Here is a 22,932-nt window from a genome sequence, read left to right as displayed (position 1 = left end):
CAAATCGGAGGCACGTGTGAAGACAGCAATCACCGAGATGTTCGGCATCGAACATCCGATCATTCAAGGCGGAATGCACTATGTGGGATTTGCCGAACTCGCGGCCGCGGTGTCGAATGCCGGCGGGCTCGGGATCATCACTGGCCTGACGCAGAGGACGCCGGAACTATTGGCCAAGGAGATCGCGCGCTGCCGCGACATGACGGACAAGCCCTTTGGCGTGAACCTTACTTTCCTGCCGAGCTTCACCGCGCCACCATATCCGGAATATATCGCTGCTATCAAGGAAGGCGGCGTCAAGGCGGTGGAGACCGCCGGCCGCAGCCCCGAGCAGTATATGCCGGCGCTGAAAGCCGCTGGCATCAAGGTGATCCACAAATGCACCTCGGTGCGGCACTCGCTCAAGGCCGAGAAGATCGGCTGCGACGCTGTCAGCGTCGATGGCTTCGAATGCGGCGGCCATCCCGGCGAGGACGATATCCCGAACATGATCCTGCTGCCCCGTGCGGCGGACGAGCTGAAGATTCCGTTCGTGGCGTCGGGCGGCATGGCCGACGCGCGGAGCCTCGTCGCGGCGCTGTCGATGGGGGCCGCCGGCATGAACATGGGCACCCGCTTCATCGCCACGAAGGAAGCGCCAGTCCACGACAATGTAAAGCAGGCCTTGGTCAAGGCGACCGAACTCGATACCGTGCTGGTCATGCGCGCGCTGCGCAATACCGAGCGCGTCTTGAAGAACAAGGGCGTCGACCAGTTGCTGGAGGTCGAGCGCGAGAAGGGCGCAAGCCTGAAGATTGGCGACATCCACGAGCAGGTCGCTGGGGTCTATCCGAAGGTGATGATCGAGGGCGATATGGACGCGGGCGCCTGGAGCTGCGGCATGGTCGCAGGCCTCATTCACGACATTCCGACCGTGAAGGAACTGATCGACCGCATCATGGCGGATGCCGAGCAACTGATCAGGGGCCGGCTGACGGGATTCCTGGACGCCGACAGCGAGGCAGCCCTGAAGGTCGCGTGAAGGCACGACGGGAGCAGCGCGAATGGCAGAAGATCGGATCGAGGTCGATACCGGCACAGGTGAGCTGCTGTGTGAAATCCGGGATCGCGTGGCGCTCATCACGCTGAACCGGCCCGCGGCCCGCAACGCCTTGTCCGATCAACTGACCCCCGCGCTCCGGCGCATGATCAGGCAGTGCGGCGAGGATTCCAGCGTCGGCGCATTGCTCATCACTGGGGCTGGCGCTGCTTTTTGCGCCGGCGGCGACGTCAAGGGTATGGGGAGCAATGCCGCCAAAGCCGAAGCGCCGATCGCTGAGCGGGTCGCCGACCTGCGCATCAAGCAGCGCACACTTACAGGTGCGTTGGTTGGATTGCGAAAGCCGACGATTGCAGCGCTTCCCGGGCCTGCGGCAGGCGCAGGGCTTGCGCTCGCACTCGCCTGCGACATTCGAATCGCCGCTGAATCGGCGGTGATGACTACGGGATATGCCCGCATCGCCCTGACCGGAGACTACGGCGTCGCCTGGCTGCTGACGCGGCTGGTGGGGACGTCCCGGGCACGCGAGTTGATGTTTCTGTCGGAGCGGATCGACGCACGCCGCTGCGAAACCCTGGGGCTTGTCAATCGGGTGGTAGCCGACGCCGAGCTTCGCGACGTTGCATTTGCGCTTGCAAGGTCGCTGGCCGAGGGCCCCTTGCATGCTTTCGCCGGCATGAAGGACAACCTTGACCATGCCTTGACGGCCGACCTTCTGGATCTCGATGGACCAGGAAGCGGAATACATGGTCCGCTCCGCGCGAACGACGGATCATCGGGAGGCGGTGCGCGCCTTCATCGACAAGCGCAAGCCCGTTTTCGTCGGGCATTAGCGTGCGTCGCTGGACGTCAGCGTCGCTGACCGGCTTCCTGGTCGACGCGAAGGACACCCGGTCGCCGCGAGCCAACTGCGGCATCCTGACCGCGGGAAATTCACCAATGCTATCAATGCGCACGGCAGATTGCGGCGGACTCCGTTGACGACGTCGCACGGGGACACGACATATCCTGTACCGTCGATCCAGGTCACTGCTCGGGAGCAAGATATGAACGCGCCGCCAAGAATCGATCCCGTTACCGCGCGTTCTGACCGGGACGTCCTGCACTGGCTGACAAACGGCACGCGTGATGAGCGCTTCATTGACAATATTTTCGCTGAGCTGTGTATCCGGCTCCAACGAGCAGGCATACCGGTCAAGCGGGCGTCGCTTCATATCCTGATCCACCATCCGCAATGGCTTGGCGCACGGATCATGTGGGCCGACGGGATGCGCGAGGCGGAGATTGCGAGGGTCGACTACGACGTCAGGGAGCGATCCGAGTACATCGGTAGTCCCGCCAACGAAGTCCATGATGGCGCCACCGAGGTACGCGAAAATCTCGAACGGGACCCGTCACTGGGCCGCAAGCACGCCGTCTTTGACGAGATGCGGGCGAAAGGCCTGACCGATTATGTGGCGTGGCCGCTGTATCATACGCTCGGTAAGCGGCATATCGTGACCTTTGCAACCGACCGGCCAGGAGGTTTCGACGATGCGCATATCGCCAGCCTGTTGGAACTGTTGCCGGTTCTGGCGCTGGTCAGCGAAATCCGTGTCAAGAACCGGTTGGCGCGAACGCTGCTCGAAACCTATGTCGGGTCGCATGCCAGCGAGCTCATTCTAGCCGGCGCCACCAGGCGGGGCAGCGGGACCACGGTACGCGCCGCCATCATGATCTGCGATCTGCGTGATTTCACCAGGATCTCCGACAACTGGCCGCGCGATGACGTCATTGATCTTCTGAACGGCTATTTCGATGCGATGTCGGAGCCGATTGCGCGACATGGCGGGGAAATACTGAAATTCATCGGCGACGGCCTGCTTGCCATTTTTCCGCTGAGCCAGCCGTCGGCCTGCGCAAATCTGCTGCATGCCGTGGCTGAAGCCCGTCAGGCCATGCTTGCCCTCAACGAAAAAAATAGCGAAACCGGTCGTGAGCCGCTGAATTACGGCATCGGCGTCCACGTCGGAGACGTCATGTACGGCAATATCGGGTCGCGCAGCCGGCTCGACTTCACGGTCATCGGTCCTGCGGTCAACATGGCTTCGCGTCTCGAAGCCCTCACCAAACAGTTGGGAAAAACGGTGCTGCTATCCCGCGCATTCGCTGATTTCGTCGAAAACGATTTCGATCTCGAACGCGTCGGGGAATATCCGGTGCGCGGCTTCAACGACCCGATCGAGCTGTTTGCGTATCACGGCTGAACGACGATCTATCGCCAGGGCCCCGGTCATTCTCTCGGCGGTCGGCCCGGCGCGAACACGCACCGGGGACCACGAGGTGTGTCGCGCAGCTCTTGGCAATAAGCGGTGTCCGCCCGCCGCGATGAATGCGAAGGACGAAACCGACTAACGCGCGATTGCGATTCGACTTAGAGCCATCGCGCTTTAGCGTTCTGCCGCCAAACCAGCGAATGCCATTGCTGCCTTGAGTTCGTGGATGCTTGCTTTCCCGCCGCCGTCAGCCTGGAACGTCAGAGGTCCCGAACTCAGCGGCAGGCTACTCACCTTGGCCGGACCACGCGGCAGCTCGAACGGCATCACGTCGCTTGCGCCGAACTGAATCTGGTCGAGCTGCCGAATGGCGCTGCGCATCTGACGCAATCCGACATTCAGCGGCATGACTGTCGCTCGCTGCTCAGACCAGATGCCAAGCGCACGTGCCGCGTTCGGTAGCCCAGCCCCCGTCTGCCAGGGATGACCGATCGGCTGCGCGGTATCCTTGAGAATCTGGAACAGCCGTTCGACGCGTTGCAAATCTCTGGCAGCGAAACTGCCCTTGAAATCACTGTGATCGGCGAGGATCAGGGCCGCGAGTGCGGTAACGTGGGCAGCAGCGAGCGAGGTTCCGTCACAGACCGCGTAACTGTCAAGGGACTGGCAGGCAGTGATCGCAACGCCAGGCGCGCAGAGGTCGAGCTCGGGCCCGCGACAGGAAAACGGCGGTACGAAGAATCCGCCGGCGAGCGCGATGGCTGCCGCCGCTTGTGCCGCCTGCGGACTGTCTTCCGGGAAGCTTCCCGCTTGTCCGACCGCACCAACCGCCATGACGTTGGGGGAGCAAGCCGGAAACAGCACCGCTCCTGCGGAATTTCCGGCAGCCGCGATGAGGCTCATGCCATGCTGTTTTGCCTCAGCGATGCGTTGCTCAACCAGAGCTGAGCCGCGCTCGCAACCGAATCCCAGACACGCCACGTCGATGGCGTTCTGCAGGCAATAGTCGAGCGCTACGATCAGATCGCTGCAATAGGCATCGGACGGAAGCTTGCAGATATGCAGCTCGCTGTCCGGCGCGTAACCGCGTACGCCGTGCGCTGTCTGGAGCGCGGCACTGATAAGGCCCGCGCATGGCGTGCCGTGGCCGATCGCGTCCTTCGACCAGGATTTTGCTTCGGCGCTCCTGATGTCGATACCGTGATCGATCCTGGTCAATCGCTTGTGGCTGGTCGCAACGCCGCTGTCGATCAGAGCGATCCTGATTCCGGCGCCGCGGCATTGCGTCGGGATCTGATCAAGCTGCATGGCTGCGCCCCCCAATCCAGCGCCTCCGGCAGCGACAACGGTTTTAGGGTGAAAGTGTTCACCGCATCGGCCTCGAGATGAGGTCGATGTTGCCACAGGCCCCAAAAGCCGGAGCGCGGGTTGACAATTATGGCAGCGACCGTGTCCGGCTGCTCGCCTTGCAGCGTCAGATCTATTCTGCCGTCGCTATCCGTCAGTCCCTGAACTGACACCTGCTCGCCGATGAGCCGCACCGCCGTCTGCTCCACGGGCGTGCCGGCTTCGCTCACGATCCGGATCGTCACCTTCAAATCCGGCCCGAACGCGGTCATCATCGCGGCCGTCGGGAGAACCGATAACGCGCCAGCGAATGATGCAGCTCGCAGATGGAGGTCCGGCTCGATGATCAAGCTGCCGGCTGCGGAGCGGCGCAGTGCGGTGGCGGCATCGTCAGCTATGCGCACGACCGCAATCGGCGGGGCAGTGGTGTCGCGCCGGTCACGGGTCCGCAGGATCTCGATGTTGCCGAACTGGTTGAGCTGCTCGGCTAGCTCTTGACCGCTTACACCAGGTCCCGCCGGCGCGATCATGTACTGACTGGTGCGGGCCGGTGTGCGTCGATCACCGGCCGGGGCTGAGCGCACGTCACGTGCTGATTTGCGTCGGTCGCCGCTCGACGTGGAGCGCGCATCATCTGAACTTGCTGCCATGGTGTCGCCTCCCACCTTAGTGGATTGAGGATTTAGTCTGGTCGGTCGAAGCCTGTCGCACCAGCGGAACGCGCGGATCAGCTGCGCGGACGATTTCGATCACGCGATAGGCCTGCCCGATTAGGTCGAAGGCCTGCGCATAGTCCCGCGCGGCAAACCTGTGCGCGGCTTGGGTCACGATCGGCACGCAGTTCTCAAGGCCGGCATACTGCGCTGCGTTGGCTGCGAGAAAGGCGGAAAGCGAGCGCAGCGATTCCGCGACCATATCGCCGATCATGTTCTCCGCGGCCTGACGATCGAGGACCGGGTTCGGTATCGGCAGGCTGCCGGGCATGGTCTGGAACGGTTGCTCAAAAGGTTGAGACTGAAGGCGCATGAGAAGCGGCATCAAATTGCCGAGCAGCGCGACGAGCTGCTGAATGTCTGCCGGGCGTGGCTGTGACGCGGTTGCGCCAGAAGGATTGGAATCGGACATGGATGTTCTCCTCCGGAGGGAAGCATGACGGCAGCGAGCACAACCGCCGCTTTGGGCGGCGGTCGCTGATTACCTTACGGGCTGGCCCGCGAATTGCGCTCAGATCATCCGCTGTTGGCTATAGGCCTGAAGGTTACCTATGACCTGAGGAATGACGCCGATCAGCTGGCGGGTGATGTCGGCCATATCCTGCTGCGTCAGTTGTCGCTGCTGGCCAAAGGCCATGGGACCGCCGAACGCCGACTGGAACTGAGGTGCGCCGAACTGAGTGCCCCAGGCCTGCGCTGGATGGCCGAGACCAAGTTGGCCGAGGCCTCCGAATTGTTGGCCGAGGCCTCCGAACTGACCCTGACCGAGGCCGCCCTGCATGGCCGCATAGTGAGGTTGCTGTTGGCTCTGCAGCATTCCAACGATCTGTGGAACGATGGGCAGGATTTGCCGCACGACTTCATTCACGTCCTGCGGGCTCAGCTGCCGCGGCGCTTGGCCGTAGGCTGCGTGGCTGATTCCGCCGAACGGATTTTGTGCTTGCGCGAGGATTTGAGGCAGCGCCGGTACCAGTTGACGCACGACCTCATTCACGTCCTGTTGCGAAAGCTGGCGCTGTTGGCCGCCCCACTGCTGGCCCCATCCCATCGGTTGCCCGCCCCAGCCGGGGTTATATCCGAATGCGCCGAAGGGCTGCTGACCGCCGTATTGCCCATATTGCTGGCCGTAGGCCGCCTGTCCGAGTCCAACACCGCCTTGTCCAACACCGCCTTGCGAACCTAATGCTCCCCATCCCCCTTGTTGTTGCGGACCGAACTGTCCGAACTGCGGATTATGCGTCTGTTGCAGGGTGTCAAAGTAGGTCATCGCCGTTCTCCTTGCGATGGTTGGTGCCCTCAGCCCAAAGCTCTCCGAAGATCATCCGCATGCGAGGTCCTTCGGTGGCACAGTCCGTCACGCCGGTTTGTGACGGCTTTGCATTTCAAGTTCAAAATGCTCAACGCCGGACAAGTCGCAGCAATAGGTCATATCTTCCTTGCGGCACGCGAACTGCGTTCCTCAAGGCAACAAACGAATGAGAAGCATAAGGCGGCAAAACAAAGCCGTTGAGAGATGAAGGAGCGGGTTTGTTGTTTCTTACCAGCCATCTCCTAGAGGCCAGCCACTTACGTCCGCCCAGACGCTCTGCGATTGATTGCTGATTTTTTCCCCAAACGCGTTCAAGCGCGAATAGTTTCGCGGAAACGCGACGATATTTTGGTGGCAACTCTATGAAAATTCCAAGACGCGCGGATCTTGTCAGCTTAGTCAGCGCTCTTGTCGAAGCACATCTGCTTCGGCACACGCGATTGCTAAAAAGTGAGGTTGAGTAGAGTACCGACGCGCTCGGAGGTAGCGGGGTGGCTGCGAAGCAAGCGCATGGGATCATGCCCGAATGCAGACACAGCCATTGGCGCAGAGCCGGTATGATGGCGCTCCAGCTTATCGAGTGCGGCGATTAGTGCCCACGAGTTGCCGGTCAATTCTAGCGCGGTTGCATCCGCATCCAGTTCGCGGACGCGTGACAGCGCCAGTCCAAGCAACTGACCGAGCGTCGGAGCTGCGCTCAGCAGCGTCGCCAATGGCTGGCTTGGCCTCATCGCGCCGTGGTTATGTCGCGTTCGCAGCAGGGCTAGACCGGCGAGCGAGGTCCAATCGATCGCACGACGCAATGCAGTCGCCCAGCTCATTGTCCAGGTGTCATTGTTGCGGATATGCGCCACTTCGTGGGCCAAGATCCCGGCGATCTCTTCGCGCGTCATGCCACGCAACAGCCCCTCAGTTAAGACGATGGCGCTGCGTTCCGGTCCGCCGAGCGCGTAGGCATTCATATCGCTTGGTGCCGGTAGACAATAAAGCTCCGGCACTCGAGCCAAGCCGGCTCGGCCGCAAACCTTCGTCAGAATGGCGAACAACTCCGGCACCTGGGCGTGGGACAGCAGGCGGGCGCCGAACCAGCGATACATGCTCTCGCGCGAGATGACCGTGCCATCGGGGCGGGGGGCGGTTCCCTGTAACGCGCGCCTCATGCCCTCGGTCCCACCGACGATCCAACCGCACACCGCGAGCAGCAACATCATTGCAAGGATCGCCAATGCCGATGATTGATAGTTCGCTGTCTGATGGGCGAGCCGCCGACGCCGCAGCAGGTCCCGACCTTTCGAGTTCAGCTCGATACGGCATCGCAGGTAAGCGCCTGCCTCAGCCGACGGCCAATAAATCTCCACGGTAGTACCGCACCGGGAAACGCTCAGCATTTGCGTCGGCGGCGCACAGCGCACCAAAGCGAGTGAAATGCCTGGCGTGAGGTCGGCGACGACATCCCGCCGCGGCCGATGACCATGTAAAGCTGTCCAGCTTATGCCAGCGTCAAACACCCCTGTTCCTGCCCCCTGATGCACGCCCAACGCGAAGGTTACGGATCAACTTGCGCCCTGTCATGCCAATTTCATGCCATAGACACAGGAAACTTGCGGAATGCACAAGGGATACTACGGTATTAGCGGGAACCGGTTTTGGTTGCGTGGCGGTATGGGAACCTCGCCGACGGTTCGCATCGATCACGATGGTGCGGAGAGTTGGTGAGCTGCTGGTTGACTCAGGCCCGCGAGAGCCAATCTCGACGCTCTTCTGAGGGAGACAAGGTCGGCGTGAGTTTGCGGGGCTGTATGAGCAAGATCGGTGAGAGCAGGGGAGATCGTCAGTTTGAGGTCAATGCCCCCTACCTGTCGCAATCGGGCGACCTCTGCCGGGTGACGGCATGCTGGTCGAATTCGCAAGTGCTGTCGACGCCGTGACCTTCGCGGTCGGCACGCGCGCGGCCCGTTGCCTTAGATTTTGCGAGACTGATCCTTCCTGCGACGGCTACTTCTTTATTTGGAAACGGCTGCCAAAGCTGTTGAACAGCTACGGGCGTCTTGAGCTTTTTTCCAAAGGCGCCTTGAAATCATTGGATAATTTGGTTGATCTCGATTCCGCCATTCGGAAGTTCGATCCCTCCGCCCCGGCCAGGCGCGCCGCCGGGCCCGGCACCCTCAATTGCCATTCCGGCGCGGGAACAATGCACGGCCGCAAGAACGGTGCTATTGAACTGCTTCCCTTGCGACATCAACGGAATGCATCACCATCCAGGCACCCATGACCCCGTTCTTGTCGCGCTGTCAGTCCTGATCGCCGCGCTTTCCTCCTATACGGCGCTGGATCTCGCGACTCGCATGCGGGCTGCTTCCGGCTCCGCCAGCCTGGGCTGGCTTGGGGCTGCGGCCGTCGCCATGGGCGGCGGCATCTGGTCCATGCATTTCGTGGCCATGCTGGCGTTCAGCCTGCCCGGCGTCGAAATTTCCTACGATCCGCTCCTCACGCTGCTCTCGCTCGCCCTTCCCATTTTGGTCGCTGCAGCCGCGTTCGTCGTCGTAAGTCAGCGGGCGAACGCGCTCGTCGCTTCCGGCATTGGAATGGGGCTCGCGATCTCCGGCATGCACTACACCGGCATGAGCGCCATGCGGATGGCGGCTTCCATCCATTATGATCCCGTCTGGGTCGTGCTTTCCATCGCGATCGCGATCGGCGCGTCCATCATCGCGCTGTGGCTCGCCTTTCGCACGACGAGCGTGCTCGAGCGCATATCGGCCGGCGCCGTCATGGGCTTGGCGATCTCCGGGATGCACTACGCGGCCATGCGGGGCTCCTCCTTCGTTGCCACGGATGCCATTCTTGGCCGCGCAGCCCACGGCGCGGTTGGGCAGGCGCCGCTCGCGTTCCTGGTCGCCGGCACCACGATCGTCGTCCTCGTCATCGGGCTCGCCGCGGCCGTGTACGACCGCGCCTCGGCAGAACGTGCCGATCGCGAAGCCGAGGCACTCAGGCGAAGCGAGGAGAAATTCCGCCTGCTGGTGGAGGGGGTGGCCGACCACGCCATCTTCATGCTCGACCCCGAAGGGCGGGTGGCGAACTGGAATCTCGGCGCGCGCCGGCTGATCGGCTACGGCGACGAGATCATAGGTACCCACTACGCCATCCTTCACACCGAAGAAGACCGCGAGTCCGGAGTTCCCGATGCCGTGCTTCACGACGCAGAGCGGGAAGGCAAGTCGGCAGGCGAAGGCTGGCGCGTTCGCAAGGACGGAAGCCGTTTCTGGGCCGAGGCGACGATACGCGTGGTGCAAAACGAGCGTGGCGAGGCAATCGGCTACGCCAAGATCGTGCGCGACGTGACGGAACGGCGCCGAGCCCAGGAAGCGCTGGAGCGCACGCGCGATGCGCTCGTGATATCGCAGAAGATGGAGACCGTCGGACAGCTTACCGGCGGCGTCGCCCACGACTTCAACAACATACTCGCCGTGATCCTGGGCAGCCTCGAACTGGCGAAGAAGCGCCTCCAGCCGGAGGATCCCAGGATTCACCGGCTGCTCGACAACGCGATTCAAGGTGCGCTGCGCGGCGCCTCGCTGACCCAGCGCATGCTGGCGTTCGCGCGCAAGCAGGATCTCAAGCCCGTCGTCGTGGATGTCCCGGAGCTGGTGCGCGGAATGGCGGCTCTCCTGAAGTTTGATCCAGCCATCCGGGTCGAGACCCGTTTTCCGATCGAGCTTTCGAAGGTGAAGGTCGATGCCAACCAGCTCGAGCTCGCGATCCTCAACCTCGCTGTCAATGCGCGCGATGCGATCGCGGCTAGTGGCGGGGTCATCAGCATCGCTGCACGCGAAGAGCATGCCATCGATGGCCTTGCCGAGGGACGATACGTCGCGCTCTCGGTGAGCGACACCGGATGCGGCATGGACGAGGAGACGCTCAGGCATGCGCAGGAGCCGTTCTTTACGACCAAGGGCGTCGGCAAGGGAACCGGTCTCGGCCTCTCGATGGTGAAAGGGTTGGCTGAACAATCCGGAGGCGTGCTGCGGCTGAAGAGCCGCATCGGCGAAGGGACCACGGCCGAGATCTGGCTGCCTGCCGCTCAGGACGAAAAGGTGGAGGCGCCCCATGCGGCGGAGCCGTCGCGTTCCGCGCCCCGCGGCAGCCGCCCCCTTTCCGTGCTGGTCGTCGACGATGATCTTCTCGTCCTCGACAGTGTCGCTGCGATGCTCGACGATCTCGGCCACGCCGTGATCGAGGCGCGCTCCGGCGAGGAGGCAGTCCAGCTTCTGCGCCGAATGCCGAAGATTGACATCGTGGTGACCGATTACGCCATGCCGGGGATGAACGGGTTGCTGCTTGCCGAAGCAGTGGCCGCCGAGCGTCCCGGCACGCCCGTGGTGCTCTGCACAGGATATGCCGAACTGCTCGGCTCGACGCAGCCTCACTTGCCGCGCATCTCCAAGCCGTTCGACCAGGCGGCGCTGCTGGCCGCCATTGAGGAGGTGATGAGCGCGCAGGCAGCTTCGCGCTCGGTTGTGACCCTACACCCGAAGAGAGCCTGACACTCGAATGGATCTCATCGCGTCTCAGTGAGCCGCCGGAACTTTCGTCACTCCGCCGGCATCACGTTGGAGCCCTCGTCAATCGCCGGTTTCTTCTTGCCGAACAGCCAGGTCTGCAGCCGGTCGAGATAGATGTAGACCACCGGCGTCGTATACAGCGTGAGAAGCTGCGACACGGCCAGTCCTCCGACGATGGCGTAGCCCAGCGGTTGGCGTATCTCGGAGCCCGCGCCAGTGCCGAGCATCATGGGAACGCCAGCAAGCATGGCTGCCATCGTGGTCATGAGGATCGGCCGGAATCGCATGACGCAGGCGCGATAGATAGCGTCTTCCGCCGACAATCGCTCCTGTTGGCCGACGTGCAGGGCGAAATCGACCAGCATGATGCCGTTCTTCTTGACGATGCCGATCAGCAGGATGATGCCGACGATCGCGATCACGCTGAGATCGAGGTGAACCGCCATCAACAACAACAGTGCTCCGAGCCCCGCCGACGGCAGCGTCGAGATGATGGTGATGGGGTGGATCATGCTCTCATACAAGATGCCGAGGATAAGATAGATCACGAACAGCGCCGCCACGATCAGGATCGGCGTCGTCGACAGCGAATCGCCGAACGCCTGTGCGTTGCCCTGGAAGCTGGTCTGCAGCGAAAGCGGTTTGCCGAGCTGCTTCTCGATATTCTGGATGGCGCTGGTCGCTTGGCCGATCGCCGTGCCGGGGAGCAGGTTGAAGGAGATCGTCACCGACGGAAACTGTCCCTGGTGATTGACCACGAGCGGGGCGACCTTGACCACGCTGTCGACCAGCGTCGATAGCGGCACCTCTTGGCCGGTGGAGGATTTGACATAGATTCCGGTCAACGCCTCGGGCGAGTACTGGAATTTCGGATTGACCTCCATGATCACGTGGTACTGGTTCAGGGTCGTGTACATCGTGGAGACGATGCGCTGGCCAAAGGCGTCATCGAGCGTGTTGTCGATGGTGAAGGGCAGGATGCCGTAGCTCGAAGCCACCTCGCGTTTGATGGAGATGTCTAGCAGGGGACCGGAATTGAGCTGGTCGGTCGCGACGTCGGTGATGCCGGGGACCTTCTTGATCCTGTCGAGGAACAGCGCAGCCCAGTGATTCAGCTCACCGGGATCGGCATCGCCCAGCGTGTACTGATACTGGGTTTTCGAGACGCGTCCGCCGATGGTGATGTCCTGCGCGGCCTGCATGTAGAGCGTGATGCCCTGAATCTTGGCCAGGTTGGTGCGCAGGCGGGCGAGCACCGTTTCCATGCTATCGCGCTGCTTGTAGGGCTTGAGCGCAATATAGATGCGGCCATTGTTGACCGTGGTGTTGCCGCCGCCAGCGCCGATCGCCGAGCCGACGGATGCGACGGCCGGATCCCGCGTGATGGCATTGAGCAGCGCCTGCTGGCGCTCGGTCATCGCAGAATAGGAAATATCCTGCGCGGCTTCGGACAGGCCGATGATCAGCCCGGTGTCCTGCTGCGGAAAGAAGCCTTTGGGAATCACGACGTAGAGATAACCGGTCAGCCCGATGGTCGCAAACATCGTCAACAGGGTGATGAAACGGTGACGAAGCACGATCTTGAGTCCGGCCTCGTAGACTCCGAGTAGTGAATTGAAGCCACCTTCGAGGATGCGGAACAGCCGTCCGTGCGTCCTGTTTTCCGGCTTGAGCAGCCGCGCGCACATCATCGGCGTCAAGGTCAGCGAGATCAGGAGCGACAGCACCAGGGCGACGCTGACGGTGACGGCAAATTCGCGGAACAGCAGCCCGACATATCCGCCCATCAGGAACAGCGGAATGAAGACCGCGATCAGTGACAGCGTGATCGACATGATGGTGAATCCGATCTCGCCGGCGCCCTTCAGCGCCGCCTCGAAAGGCGTGGCGCCTCCCTCCATGTGCCGCACGATGTTCTCGATCACGACCACGGCGTCGTCGACCACGAAGCCGACGGCGATCGACAGCGCCATCAGCGACAGGTTGTCGAGGCTGTAGCCGAGCTCGTAGAGGGCAGCGAGCGTGCCGATCAGCGACAGTGGAACGGTGACCGCCGGGATGACCGTCGCCCAGAAATTTCTCAGGAAGATGAAGATCACCATCACCACCAGCGCAACCGTCAACATCAGCGTGAACTGAACGTCGTGGATGGATGCGCGAACCGTGTCGGTGCGGTCGGAGATGATGTTGACCTTGATCGCGGGCGGGATAGAGGCCTGCAGCACCGGCATCTCGGCCTTGATCCGCTCGACGGTGTCGATGACGTTGGCACCGGGCTGGCGTTGGATCGCCAGGATGACCGCGCGCCGGTTGTTGTACCAGCCGGCGATCAGGTCGTTTTCCGGCGCGCTGACGGCGCGACCGACGTCGCGGATTCGGACCGGCGAGCCGTTTCGGTAGGCGATTACGAGATTGGCGTAGTCCTCAGCCTTCAGGAGCTGATCGTTGGTGTTCAGCGTATAGGTCTGGCGCGGGCTGTTGAGCGTGCCTTTCGGCAAATCGACATTGGCTTGGCCGAGCGCCGTGCGGACGTCCTCGAGATTGATGCCGCGTGCGGCAAGCGCCTGCGGATCGAGCTGCACGCGCACGGCGGGCTTTTGCTGGCCGCCGATGCCGACGAGGCCGACGCCCGGTATCTGCGATATCTTCTGCAGCAGAATGTTTTCCGCGTACGCATCCACCGTGGTCAGCGGCAGGCTGTCCGATGTGAGACCGAGCACCAGGATTGGCGTGTCCGCCGGATTGACCTTGCGGATGGTGGGCGGGTAGGGGATGCCCGGCGGTAGAAACGGACTCGCGGCGTTGATTGCCGACAGCGTGTCGCTGACCGTTCCGTCGATCTGGCGGTTCAGATCGAACTGTAGCGTGATCTGGGTGAAGCCGAGTGCGCTCGCCGACGTCATCTGGAGCAGACCCGGAATCTGCCCGAACTGGAGTTCAAGCGGTGTCGCTACCGACGCCGCCATGGTCTGCGGATCCGCGCCCGGCAACTGCGCCGTCACCTGCAGCGTCGGATAATTGACATTGGGCAACGCCGCGACCGGCAGCAGCGGGTAGGCGATGAGACCGCCGACCAGAAGGCCGACCATCAGGAGCGCCGTTGCGATCGGTCGGTGGATGAAGGGCGCGGATATGTTCATGGGATCGTCGCCTGTTGTGCTTGCTGCGCCGCTGCTTCCTCGGCTGCTTCGCCATGTAGCAGCGTGACATGTGTGCCCGGCTGCAGCCGGTATTGTCCGTCGACGACGACCTGCTCGCCCGCCTTCAGGCCGGTATCGATCAGCGCCTCGCCGTCGGTGATCTGTGCGACCTTGACGGGGCGCATCGCTACCGTGCTGTCGGGCTTGATGACATAGGCATAGGCGCCGTTCGGCCCCTGCTGCACGACCGAAGCGGGGACGGTCAGACCGTTATGCCGGGTCGTGACGAGCAGCCGCGCATTCACCAACTCACCTGGCCACAGCTCACGAGACTTGTTGGGAAAGGTTGCCTTGAGCTGGATCGAGCCAGTCGTCTGCAGGATTTCGTTGTTGACCAGCGCGAGTTCGCCCCGGCCTAGCTGGAGAGTGTCATCCTGATTATAGGCGAGGACCGGAAGCGGCGTCTTGGTCGCTTGCTGTTGCTTGAGGATCTGCGGCAGCACGCCTTCCGGCAGCGTGAAGATCAGCGAGATGGGATCGAGCTGCGTCACGACGACGAGCCCGTTGGCCGTCGTCGGGCTGATGATGTTGCCGACGTCGATCTGGCGAATGCCGACGACGCCGTCGATCGGCGAAGTCAGCCGCGTGTAGCTAAGTTGCACCTTGGCAGCCTCGATCAGCGCCTGGTCGGTCTTGATCGCGGCCTCGAGCTGGCCGACCTGCGCCTTCTGGGTTTCGATCAGTTGCGGCGTGGCCCAGCCCTTGTCGCCGAGTTGGTTGTAACGCGCGAGATTGGCCCGGGCATTGGTGAGCTGGGCCTGGTCGCGCTCCAGATTGCCCTCGAACTGGTCGATCTGGGCCTGATAGGGACGCGGATCGATTTGCGCGAGCAGGTCGCCGGCATGGACGGTCTGCCCTTCGGTGAAATTGATGCTGATGAGCTGGCCCTGGATCTGGGCTCGCACGACATCGGTGTTGTACGCGATCACGGTGCCGACGCCGTTTTGATAGATCGGCACGTCATGCTGCGCGACCACGCCGGCCACGACCGGAACCGGAGGTGCCGGTGCGGCCGCGACAGCGGCTTTGAACGCACTGGCCTGCGTGAAGTAGAGCAGGCCGCCGGCGGCGACGGCACCGAAAAGGACGGCGGGTATTGCAAATTTCATTTTCATGGCTGCTTCTCGCGCGTGGGTTTCCGCTCAACGGAACATCGTGGCGGCGGTTGATAGGCCTGGTATCGTGTTCGGCGCCCCTGTGATGTTCGGTATCCCTGTGATGGCGTCGGTGGACGCGGCGACGGCCGTCGTGTTCGGTGCCGGCAGCGTGACGGCGGGCACCGTCGGGATCGTCGGCGCGATGGTGCTGATGGTGGGGCCGACGGTGATGGTTGGCACCATCGCGGCGGAGCTAATCCCAAGATTGCCGAGCTCGGTCGAGCCCATCGGAATGCCGGTTCGCGCCACGCCGCCCGGCGCCACTGGAGACATCGGCGTCGATGACGCAGCAACGTTGCCCGAGCCGCACATGCTCGATGTACCCGAGGTGTCGATCAGGGCCGATGTCGGCGGAATGCCCGATGACGACATTCCTGACGAATTTGGCGCTCCCGCCATCGGCATCGCGGACATCGTGCTCTGCGGTGTGACCGTCCCGACTGCCACGCCGCCGCCGTCGAAGGTCGCAGCCGATCCGAACATCGTCGACGGTGCCGTGCCGATCGTCGAGCACACGGTGTTGCCGATTGGACCAGTCTGGTCGGCCGGCGCGGGACTCACGCCGGGTGAGGCGATTTCCGTTGCGCCGAGCGGGATGCCGGTGCCGCCGACCGGCGCGCTTGGCACCATGCCCAGCGGGGAGGTCGCCGCCAGCAAAGGCGTCGGCATCACCGCGGCCTGCTGCGCAAAGGCCGGGCCGCACAGCAAGGCAGAGGCTGCCGTGATCATCAGGAAGCGTTTCATGTTGCTCTCCAGTACCGTTCAACCGACACGACAACGCGTGGCGCGAAGTCCACGCGATATCTTTCGGGCTATTGGGGGATCGGTCCGGAGGACGTTTAAAGAAAACAGGAAAACGTCCTCCGAACCGACAGCCTGCGCGCAGCTTGCGCGGCGGGTTCAGCTACAGCTCAGCGGCAAGGGGCTGTAGGGGTGCCGGTAGTACCAGTCGTAGCAATCGGGATAACCGTAGAACCCGTAGCCGTATCCCGGCCCGTACCTGTCGAAGCGATGCACGACGTGCTGGTGGAGTCCGAAACCGTGCGCACCGATGTGGCCGCCGCCGATGTGATCACCGCCGAGGCCTCCCACATGTTCGCCGACGCCCATGCCGCCGATATGGGCGCCACCGCCAAAGCCTCCGATGTGGCCACCGCCGCCGAAGCCACCGCCCATATGGCCGCCGCCACCGAAGCCGCCACCAAAACCTCCGCCGTGGCCGCCACCGCCACCGCCGCCGCGGGCCTCGGCCGCGCCCGCCACCAGGCTCGAAGCGAGAAGAGCCGTTGCCAGTATCGTGAGCATTCGTTTCATCGTGAGACTCCTTTTCAGTCAGATGCTCGGCGCCGGGACGCGCGAACTTCAACGGACCGCGCGAGCGAAACGTCGGATGAGTGACAGGTAGGTGCGATGCACAAGGCATCCATTAAATTCGGCGTTAGTCTTCGCCGCCTTGGTATTCACGAACTGGAGCAGCCGCAGCTATGCGTCAAAGGAGAACACGTTGGCGTGGGGCAAAAGAAGACGGGCCGGCGGGATATCCCGCCAGCCCGGCATGTTCATTGTAGGGTCGTAACGCGAGCGGATCAGTAACCGGTGTTGGGTTCGCAAGGCGGGTTGGTCCACGGTGCCGTGGCATAGGCGCCGACGCGCGGAGCGCGGACGCAGCTATCGCCTACGTCGCGATGCATCGTCGACATCACGCGGCCATTGGCATCGGTTACGACATGCCGCGTGTTGGCGGCCAGTACCGGAGTGGCGAAGGTGGCTGTGGTGAGTAACACAGCCGACAGAAGTTTCAGGTTGCGCATGGGTGTTCTCCATAGGTGGGGAAGCCAGGCCGGCTCCTTCCTGTGACGTGCGGCTGGCCTGCCGTCGTCCAAAGCGAATATCGCTTCACGCGCTCTCAACTCGACGTGAAGGTGATGTGGGTCCCGCTGTCCGACGTCAGCGCCGCTGATCGGGCAATGCAGGACCGTCGATTCATTAAATTGCTATTTATTGGCGCTACGCGCCGCCGACGGCTAACTGTTTCGGGCGAGCCCGCCGTGCTCGTACCGAGGCGGCGGAATGGCCCCCTGGCGGATGGCGCCTGCAGGATATTGTAGAGATCGCGGCGCTGTCTGGCTCCCCTGAACCGTGAGACTTGTGCGCGTCGCCATGGCATTATTGGCTGCCCGGCGTATCATTGCCACCTGGCGTCGAGAGAGTATCTTGATAGCAATCGGATCGATCAGATGACGAAGGTTCTTCTCATAGAAGACGACGGTGAGACGGCGGGGGAAATCACGGCCGAACTGGCCGATCGTGGCTTCGAGGTAGAATGGTCGGCCGACGGGCTGGATGGCCTTGCCAAGGCACGCGACCTGCGGCCGGACGCCATGATCGTCGACCGCCTGCTGCCGGGAATGGATGGCCTCACCGTCATCGAGTCCTTGCGGAAAGACCAGGTGCGCACGCCGGTGCTGGTGCTGAGCGCGCTTGGCGCGGTCGATGACCGCGTGCGCGGATTGCGGATGGGGGGTGACGACTACCTCACCAAGCCGTTTGCGATCGTCGAGCTCGTCGCCCGAATAGAGGCGTTGCTGCGCCGCCCGGCGGAAACGCGGGAAACCATCCTGCGGGTGGGCCAACTCGAGCTCGACCTGATCGAACGCACAGTCAAACGCGGCGAGCGCAAAATCGAGCTCTTGCCGCGCGAGTTTCGCCTGCTCGAATACATGATGCGGCGGAGCGACCAGCTCTTGACGCGCGCGATGCTGCTCGAAGAGGTCTGGAATTACAAGTTCGTCCCCGCCACCAACCTGGTCGACGTTCACATGGGCCGCGTGCGGCACAAGGTCGACGGTCCGGGCGACGCCCCGATGATTCAAAATGTCCGCGGCGCAGGGTTCATTCTTCGTGCCGTGCCCTGACTGATTTTTAGCGATCGTACCGGGCGCTCGCGCCGTCGGGCAAGCCAACCGGACGGCAGGATTGGGAAGCTTCAGTTGCAGTTCATACGCTCGAAGACGTTCCACTGGACCACGGTGCTGGCGGGCCTGTTCGCGATCTTCGTCACGGTTTTGTTCGGTTTCATCTACTTCAGGATCGACGACTACCTGATCGCGCGATCCGATCGCATGATCACGACGCAGATCGGCTTCTTTGCCGGATTGCCGCGCGACCGTCTGATCGGTGCGCTCAGTGACCATCTCGGGCAGGATTCCCGCGGCGTCCAGTTCTCCGGTGTGTTCGACGCGAAGGGGAATCGGCTGGCCGGCAATGTCGCAGCCCTGCCGGACGGGATCGACATCGGGGCGCCGGCGAGGAGCATGCCGCTGGTGCGCCTTGATGACAAGGAAGCCGGTGCGACATCCGTCAGAACCGTCGCGCGGCGCCTCGAGAACGGCGACATATTGGTGGTCGGGCGAAACGTCGACGAAACGGCGGAAGTCTTCAGGGTCGTCGGAGCGGCGCTGGCGATTGGCCTGTTGCCTGCGTTCTGTCTCTGGTTGCTGGCCGGCGCCTGGTTGAGCGCGCGCGCCCACAGGCGGGTCGAGGAGGTCAACCTGCGGGTCCAGCGCATCATCGCCGGAGATCTACGCGAGCGGCTGCCGCACAAGAACGCCGATGAACCGTTCTCGCGGCTCGCCGCCATCGTCAACCGCATGCTCGATGAGCTGGAGACCATGATCAACGCGCTGGCCGGCGTCGGCAACGACATCGCCCACGATCTGCGAACGCCACTGACGCGCGCTCGTCTGACGCTCGAGCGCGGCCGTACCAACGCGACGACCCTGGAGCAACTCCAGGAAGTTGTCGACAAGGCCATCGCCGGCATCGACCAGTCGCTGTCGATCGTCACGGCGCTGTTGCGGCTTGCCGAGATCGAGAACAGCCGCCGCTCGTCCGCGTTTGGCGACGTTGCGCTCGGCGACATGCTGCGCGAGGTCTGCGACATGTACGAGCCGATCGCCGAAGACAAGCAGATCGCGCTGAGCGTGAACATAGCCGACAAGTTTTCCGTGCGCGGCGATCGCGACCTGCTGCTGGAGGCTGTGGCCAATCTCGTCGACAATGCCATCAAGTTCACGCCCCGGAGCGGCAGGGTCGAGCTCGCGCTGCTGCGCGGTGAGGGCGAGACCATCTTGCGTGTGACAGATACGGGTCCGGGGATCAGCGCGCACGAACATGACGCCGTGTTGCGCCGGTTCTATCGCTCGGACAAAATTCGCAACACGCCGGGTATCGGCCTCGGACTCAACCTGGTCTCGGCAATCGTGAAGCTGCACGGCTTTCGCCTGATCATCCACGCCGGCCCGGGAGGCCGGGTGGAGATCGTTTGCCCCGATGAGCAAGGTGGCCGGACATAGGTCCGCCAACGTCACCCATGCCGGCGGTCATCATGCTCGGCGCGGGATGCGTGGTGTACACGCCGATGCTGCCAGACGCTGGGGCCGGCCATGCCGCTTTCCCTTTCGTTATAGGCCTGCATCACCGACGGTGGCAGCCCTTCCATCCTGTAAGCCGGCGTCGGCGCACCGCCATTCAGGACGTCCAGATTGGGATAGAAAAATGCAAAATTGCCAGGCTCCTGGATGGCTTCTTGCGCGAAGGCAGGCGCTGCCGCCATCATCGACAGCAGTCCTGCGACAGCGATGGTCTTGATCGAGGTCATTGTCTTTCTCCATATGGTCGACGCGGCAGTTCGCCGGACGCGCATGCGCAGTCGCATGCCGCAACGGGCGCATGTTCTTTTCGAATGCGAACTGCTCGCTTGAGGCTGCATCCAGGCAGCGGATGCACGACGGAGATGTAGGGCGGGCGCGACCTCGTCCCACTAAATTGCGTTTTACAGATCTCGACTGGTTTTGAACCGTCTTGCAAAGCGTTTGCAGGGAAGCGGTCGTTTGAAATTCGCACGAGCGCGCGAATGCTCACCGATCGAGGTTTCGCGAGCCTCGAGCGAAATCGTGCGATTTTGAAATCGAGACCAGAGCGGAACGGACGCTAACAGCGAATTTAGATTCCTCAATTCCAATTTAATGGCTGCATCGCGACCTCTTCTCCTAGGGTCTGTCTGCCGGACCCGATGGATTGGAGCCACCCATGAACGCCCACAGCACGACCATACTGTCAGACAAGCGCGAGCCGCTGACTGGAGACAGATCGCGAGATATCGTCGATGAATATGCCGCACTGATCAAGCGATACGCTCTGCTTGAACCGACGCGCGAGCAGCAGCTTGCCCGGCGCTGGCAGCAGCATCGAGACCGAAGCGCTACCGATGCGCTCGTCACCAGCCATCTCCGACTCGCGGCCAAGGTGGCGCGCCGCTACCAGCGATACGACCTCCCGCTTGCCGATCTGATCGGCGAAGCCAATCTCGGCCTTGTCATCGCGGCCTCGCATTTCGAGCCGGGCCGTGGCGCCAGGTTCTCCACCTACGCATTGTGGTGGATCAAGGCCGCGATCCACGATTACATTCTGCGGTCGCGCTCGCTGGTCAAGATCGGGACGACGGCCGCTCAACGGAAGCTGTTCTTCGGGCTCAGGCGCGCCATGCGTAAGTTCGGAGGCGACAGGACGGGCCTTACGCCGGAGGTGGCCGAAGCCGTTGCGCGGGAGCTCGCGGTCCCCGTTCGCGATGTGATCGAGATGAGCAGCCGTCTGACGGGCGACCTTTCCCTGAATGCATTCGTCGATGATGACGGGCCTACCGAATGGGAAGCGAGGCTGGTCGACCCTTCGCCGAACGCGGAGGCTATGATCGCCGAGCAGGATGAAGGCGGGCAACGGGCGAGGGCGCTCCATTCGGCCCTCGATGTGCTGACGGCGCGGGAGCGCCGCGTGTTCGAGGCGCGGCGGCTTCGCGAGGATCCGCCGAGCCTGGAAGAACTCGGGCGTGAACTGTCGATTTCCGGCGAGCGCGTGCGGCAGATCGAAGCCTTAGCCTTCGAAAAGGTCAGGCGTGCGGCGACAAGGCGCTTGAGACATGCCCCCTTGCAGCTTGAGGGGGCGGAAAACGGCGAGCGATGCGCTTCGCGCCGCTCGCAGTCCTTCCGGCGGCCCGATCAGCGTGCGGCGCGTTCGACAGCGATCGCGGTCGCTTCTCCGCCGCCGATGCAGAGAGCTGCGATACCGCGCTTTAGGTTCCGCGCTTCCAACGCATGCAGCAACGTCACGATCAGTCGCGCGCCGGTGGCGCCGATCGGGTGGCCGAGCGCGCAGGCGCCACCATTGACGTTGAGCTTTTCGGCGGGAATGCCGAGATCCTTCTGCGCCGCCATCGCCACCACCGCGAACGCTTCGTTGATCTCGAACAGGTCGACGTCGGAAACAGCCCAGCCGACCTTGTCGAGCAGCTTGCGGATCGCCGGGATTGGCGCGGTGGTGAACCATTGCGGCTCCTGGCTGTGGGTGGCGTGGCCCTTGATCTCGGCAAGCACTGGCAGCCCGTCGCGATCGGCGAGCGAGCGCTTGGCTAGAATCAGTGCGGCGGCGCCGTCGGCATTCGCGGACGAGGCGGCCGGCGTGATGGTGCCGCCCGCGCGGAACGCGGGCTTCAATCCGGGAATCTTGGCGGGGTCGACCTTGAGCGGATGCTCGTCATTGGCGATGACGCGTGGACCCGCTTTCTCGGCCAATGTGATCGCCGCGATCTCGGCCCTGAACGCGCCGCCCTCGACCGCCTTGCGGGCGCGGGTCAAGGTCTCCATCGCGTAGGCGTCCTGGTCCTTGCGGGTGAACTGATAGGCCTCCGCGGTGGCCTCGCCGAAGTCGCCCATCGAGCGGCCGGTCTCGTAGGCGTCTTCCAGCCCGTCCATCATCATGTGATCGATGATCCGGTCATGCCCGGCGCGATAGCCGCCGCGCGCCTTGGCCAGCAGATAGGGCGCGTTCGACATGCTCTCCATGCCGCCGGATAGCACGATCGAAGCTGAACCGGCATTGATGATGTCGTGCGCCAGCATCGTCGCCTTCATGCCGGAGCCGCACACCTTGTTGACCGTGGTGGCGCCGGTGGCGTCAGGCAGTCCGGCGCCGCGCGCAGCCTGGCGTGCCGGCGCCTGGCCCTGTCCGGCCGGTAGCACGTTGCCCATGAACACCTCCTCGATCCGCTCCGGCGCGAGTTTCGCCCGTTCCAGCGCCGCGCCGATCACGTGAGCGCCGAGCCTGTGCGCGCTGAAGGGGGACAACTCACCCATGAACCGGCCAAGCGGCGTGCGGGCGGCGGAAAGGATGACGACGGGATCGGGGCTTGCGGCCATTGCGGGTTCTCCTATTCGATCGCTGTTATATGACGATAGTCATATATTGCGCCATTGCAATAGGATCCCGCCGCTTTCCGTAGCGAGGATGCGC

General features: G+C 63.1%; 18 protein-coding genes and 2 pseudogenes. 8 read left to right on the top strand and 12 right to left on the bottom strand.

The annotated features are described in order from the left end of the window. Window positions 1–16 precede the first annotated feature (16 nt). From ACFXS9_RS07090 to ACFXS9_RS07080, 3 genes and pseudogenes are all read left to right on the top strand, one after another. Entirely contained in the window at window positions 17–1,021 is a 1,005-nt protein-coding gene (locus ACFXS9_RS07090; RefSeq protein ID WP_392686593.1) for an NAD(P)H-dependent flavin oxidoreductase, read from the top strand. Window positions 1,022–1,043: 22 nt separating this feature from the next. Further along, window positions 1,044–1,872: pseudogene (locus ACFXS9_RS07085) on the top strand (enoyl-CoA hydratase-related protein). A gap of 213 nt (window positions 1,873–2,085) precedes the next feature. Continuing rightward, window positions 2,086–3,285 (top strand): adenylate/guanylate cyclase domain-containing protein, encoded by a 1,200-nt coding sequence (locus ACFXS9_RS07080; RefSeq protein WP_392686590.1) that lies wholly within the window; start codon window positions 2,086–2,088, stop codon window positions 3,283–3,285. A gap of 183 nt (window positions 3,286–3,468) precedes the next feature. Here the strand turns inward: ACFXS9_RS07080 and ACFXS9_RS07075 are convergent, their stop codons facing one another. The 5 genes from ACFXS9_RS07075 to ACFXS9_RS07055 form a co-directional block, all read right to left on the bottom strand. Continuing rightward, window positions 3,469–4,602, bottom strand: coding sequence for a S8 family serine peptidase (locus ACFXS9_RS07075; protein ID WP_392686587.1), 1,134 nt, complete (start codon window positions 4,600–4,602; stop codon window positions 3,469–3,471). Continuing rightward, window positions 4,545–5,291: a hypothetical protein gene (locus ACFXS9_RS07070; protein ID WP_392686584.1), complete on the bottom strand. Its 747-nt coding sequence runs from the start codon at window positions 5,289–5,291 to the stop codon at window positions 4,545–4,547. Before ACFXS9_RS07070 ends, ACFXS9_RS07075 begins: the two co-directional genes overlap by 58 nt. Window positions 5,292–5,307: 16 nt before the next feature. Beyond that, window positions 5,308–5,766: a hypothetical protein gene (locus ACFXS9_RS07065; protein WP_392686581.1), complete on the bottom strand. Its 459-nt coding sequence runs from the start codon at window positions 5,764–5,766 to the stop codon at window positions 5,308–5,310. A 99-nt stretch (window positions 5,767–5,865) separates the two neighbouring features. Next, complete coding sequence (locus tag ACFXS9_RS07060; protein ID WP_392686579.1) at window positions 5,866–6,621, bottom strand: hypothetical protein; 756 nt, start codon at window positions 6,619–6,621, stop codon at window positions 5,866–5,868. 485 nt (window positions 6,622–7,106) lie between these two features. Then, window positions 7,107–8,171, bottom strand: a complete 1,065-nt coding sequence (locus tag ACFXS9_RS07055) for a zinc metalloprotease HtpX (RefSeq protein ID WP_392686576.1) — start codon at window positions 8,169–8,171, stop codon at window positions 7,107–7,109. A gap of 383 nt (window positions 8,172–8,554) precedes the next feature. Here ACFXS9_RS07055 and ACFXS9_RS07050 point away from each other — a divergent pair, with 383 nt between their 5' ends. Both ACFXS9_RS07050 and ACFXS9_RS07045 read left to right on the top strand, forming a co-directional pair. Next, complete coding sequence (locus ACFXS9_RS07050; protein WP_392686574.1) at window positions 8,555–8,935, top strand: hypothetical protein; 381 nt, start codon at window positions 8,555–8,557, stop codon at window positions 8,933–8,935. Beyond that, window positions 8,910–11,210, top strand: coding sequence for an MHYT domain-containing protein (locus ACFXS9_RS07045; RefSeq protein ID WP_392686571.1), 2,301 nt, complete (start codon window positions 8,910–8,912; stop codon window positions 11,208–11,210). The genes ACFXS9_RS07050 and ACFXS9_RS07045 overlap by 26 nt, the downstream gene beginning before the upstream one ends. Window positions 11,211–11,257: 47 nt before the next feature. Here ACFXS9_RS07045 and ACFXS9_RS07040 read toward each other — a convergent pair whose 3' ends face one another. The 5 genes from ACFXS9_RS07040 to ACFXS9_RS07020 form a co-directional block, all read right to left on the bottom strand. Next, complete coding sequence (locus ACFXS9_RS07040; RefSeq protein WP_392686568.1) at window positions 11,258–14,368, bottom strand: efflux RND transporter permease subunit; 3,111 nt, start codon at window positions 14,366–14,368, stop codon at window positions 11,258–11,260. Continuing rightward, window positions 14,365–15,543 carry an efflux RND transporter periplasmic adaptor subunit gene (locus ACFXS9_RS07035; RefSeq protein ID WP_392686566.1) on the bottom strand — a complete coding sequence of 393 codons (1,179 nt, stop codon included), beginning with the start codon at window positions 15,541–15,543 and terminating at the stop codon, window positions 14,365–14,367. The genes ACFXS9_RS07040 and ACFXS9_RS07035 overlap by 4 nt, the downstream gene beginning before the upstream one ends. Before the next feature lie 27 nt (window positions 15,544–15,570). After that, the gene (locus ACFXS9_RS07030; RefSeq protein ID WP_392686563.1) at window positions 15,571–16,329 is read right to left on the bottom strand and encodes a hypothetical protein; all 759 of its coding nucleotides are present in this window, start codon (window positions 16,327–16,329) and stop codon (window positions 15,571–15,573) included. 156 nt (window positions 16,330–16,485) lie between these two features. Next, window positions 16,486–16,899 (bottom strand): hypothetical protein, encoded by a 414-nt coding sequence (locus ACFXS9_RS07025; protein WP_392686560.1) that lies wholly within the window; start codon window positions 16,897–16,899, stop codon window positions 16,486–16,488. Window positions 16,900–17,171: 272 nt separating this feature from the next. Then, the gene (locus ACFXS9_RS07020; protein WP_392686557.1) at window positions 17,172–17,396 is read right to left on the bottom strand and encodes a hypothetical protein; all 225 of its coding nucleotides are present in this window, start codon (window positions 17,394–17,396) and stop codon (window positions 17,172–17,174) included. 426 nt (window positions 17,397–17,822) lie between these two features. Here ACFXS9_RS07020 and ACFXS9_RS07015 point away from each other — a divergent pair, with 426 nt between their 5' ends. After that, the gene (locus ACFXS9_RS07015) at window positions 17,823–18,500 is read left to right on the top strand and encodes a response regulator transcription factor (RefSeq protein ID WP_392686554.1); all 678 of its coding nucleotides are present in this window, start codon (window positions 17,823–17,825) and stop codon (window positions 18,498–18,500) included. A 75-nt stretch (window positions 18,501–18,575) separates the two neighbouring features. Beyond that, window positions 18,576–19,940, top strand: coding sequence for a sensor histidine kinase (locus tag ACFXS9_RS07010; RefSeq protein WP_392686551.1), 1,365 nt, complete (start codon window positions 18,576–18,578; stop codon window positions 19,938–19,940). A gap of 11 nt (window positions 19,941–19,951) precedes the next feature. Here ACFXS9_RS07010 and ACFXS9_RS07005 read toward each other — a convergent pair whose 3' ends face one another. Continuing rightward, a complete protein-coding gene (locus ACFXS9_RS07005) occupies window positions 19,952–20,245 on the bottom strand; it encodes a hypothetical protein (RefSeq protein WP_392686548.1) in 294 nt (97 codons plus the stop codon). A gap of 431 nt (window positions 20,246–20,676) precedes the next feature. Between ACFXS9_RS07005 and ACFXS9_RS07000 the strand changes: the two are divergent. Further along, a pseudogene (locus ACFXS9_RS07000) lies at window positions 20,677–21,525 on the top strand (RNA polymerase factor sigma-32); the annotation flags it as partial. A 116-nt stretch (window positions 21,526–21,641) separates the two neighbouring features. Here the strand turns inward: ACFXS9_RS07000 and ACFXS9_RS06995 are convergent. After that, the gene (locus ACFXS9_RS06995) at window positions 21,642–22,838 is read right to left on the bottom strand and encodes an acetyl-CoA C-acyltransferase (protein ID WP_392686545.1); all 1,197 of its coding nucleotides are present in this window, start codon (window positions 22,836–22,838) and stop codon (window positions 21,642–21,644) included. Between the last annotated feature and the right edge of the window lie 94 nt (window positions 22,839–22,932).

The sequence above is a fragment of the Bradyrhizobium sp. RDI18 genome (genome assembly GCF_043203335.1).
In the GTDB taxonomy this organism is placed as follows: Bacteria; Pseudomonadota; Alphaproteobacteria; order Rhizobiales; family Xanthobacteraceae; genus Bradyrhizobium; species Bradyrhizobium retamae.
Note: the sequence above shows the minus strand (reverse complement) of the source record. Positions and strands in the feature narration are given on the sequence as shown.

What these genes read in the sequence shown, in the direction of transcription:
- ACFXS9_RS07080 (WP_392686590.1), top strand. Translation starts at nt 2,086, where the DNA reads ATGAACGCGCCGCCAAGAATCGATCCCGTTACCGCGCGTTCTGACCGG.
- ACFXS9_RS07075 (WP_392686587.1), bottom strand. Translation starts at nt 4,602, where the DNA reads ATGCAGCTTGATCAGATCCCGACGCAATGCCGCGGCGCCGGAATCAGG.
- ACFXS9_RS07070 (WP_392686584.1), bottom strand. Translation starts at nt 5,291, where the DNA reads ATGGCAGCAAGTTCAGATGATGCGCGCTCCACGTCGAGCGGCGACCGA.
- ACFXS9_RS07065 (WP_392686581.1), bottom strand. Translation starts at nt 5,766, where the DNA reads ATGTCCGATTCCAATCCTTCTGGCGCAACCGCGTCACAGCCACGCCCG.
- ACFXS9_RS07060 (WP_392686579.1), bottom strand. Translation starts at nt 6,621, where the DNA reads ATGACCTACTTTGACACCCTGCAACAGACGCATAATCCGCAGTTCGGA.
- ACFXS9_RS07050 (WP_392686574.1), top strand. Translation starts at nt 8,555, where the DNA reads ATGCTGGTCGAATTCGCAAGTGCTGTCGACGCCGTGACCTTCGCGGTC.
- ACFXS9_RS07045 (WP_392686571.1), top strand. Translation starts at nt 8,910, where the DNA reads ATGCATCACCATCCAGGCACCCATGACCCCGTTCTTGTCGCGCTGTCA.
- ACFXS9_RS07040 (WP_392686568.1), bottom strand. Translation starts at nt 14,368, where the DNA reads ATGAACATATCCGCGCCCTTCATCCACCGACCGATCGCAACGGCGCTC.
- ACFXS9_RS07035 (WP_392686566.1), bottom strand. Translation starts at nt 15,543, where the DNA reads ATGAAAATGAAATTTGCAATACCCGCCGTCCTTTTCGGTGCCGTCGCC.
- ACFXS9_RS07030 (WP_392686563.1), bottom strand. Translation starts at nt 16,329, where the DNA reads ATGAAACGCTTCCTGATGATCACGGCAGCCTCTGCCTTGCTGTGCGGC.
- ACFXS9_RS07025 (WP_392686560.1), bottom strand. Translation starts at nt 16,899, where the DNA reads ATGAAACGAATGCTCACGATACTGGCAACGGCTCTTCTCGCTTCGAGC.
- ACFXS9_RS07020 (WP_392686557.1), bottom strand. Translation starts at nt 17,396, where the DNA reads ATGCGCAACCTGAAACTTCTGTCGGCTGTGTTACTCACCACAGCCACC.
- ACFXS9_RS07015 (WP_392686554.1), top strand. Translation starts at nt 17,823, where the DNA reads ATGACGAAGGTTCTTCTCATAGAAGACGACGGTGAGACGGCGGGGGAA.
- ACFXS9_RS07005 (WP_392686548.1), bottom strand. Translation starts at nt 20,245, where the DNA reads ATGACCTCGATCAAGACCATCGCTGTCGCAGGACTGCTGTCGATGATG.
- ACFXS9_RS06995 (WP_392686545.1), bottom strand. Translation starts at nt 22,838, where the DNA reads ATGGCCGCAAGCCCCGATCCCGTCGTCATCCTTTCCGCCGCCCGCACG.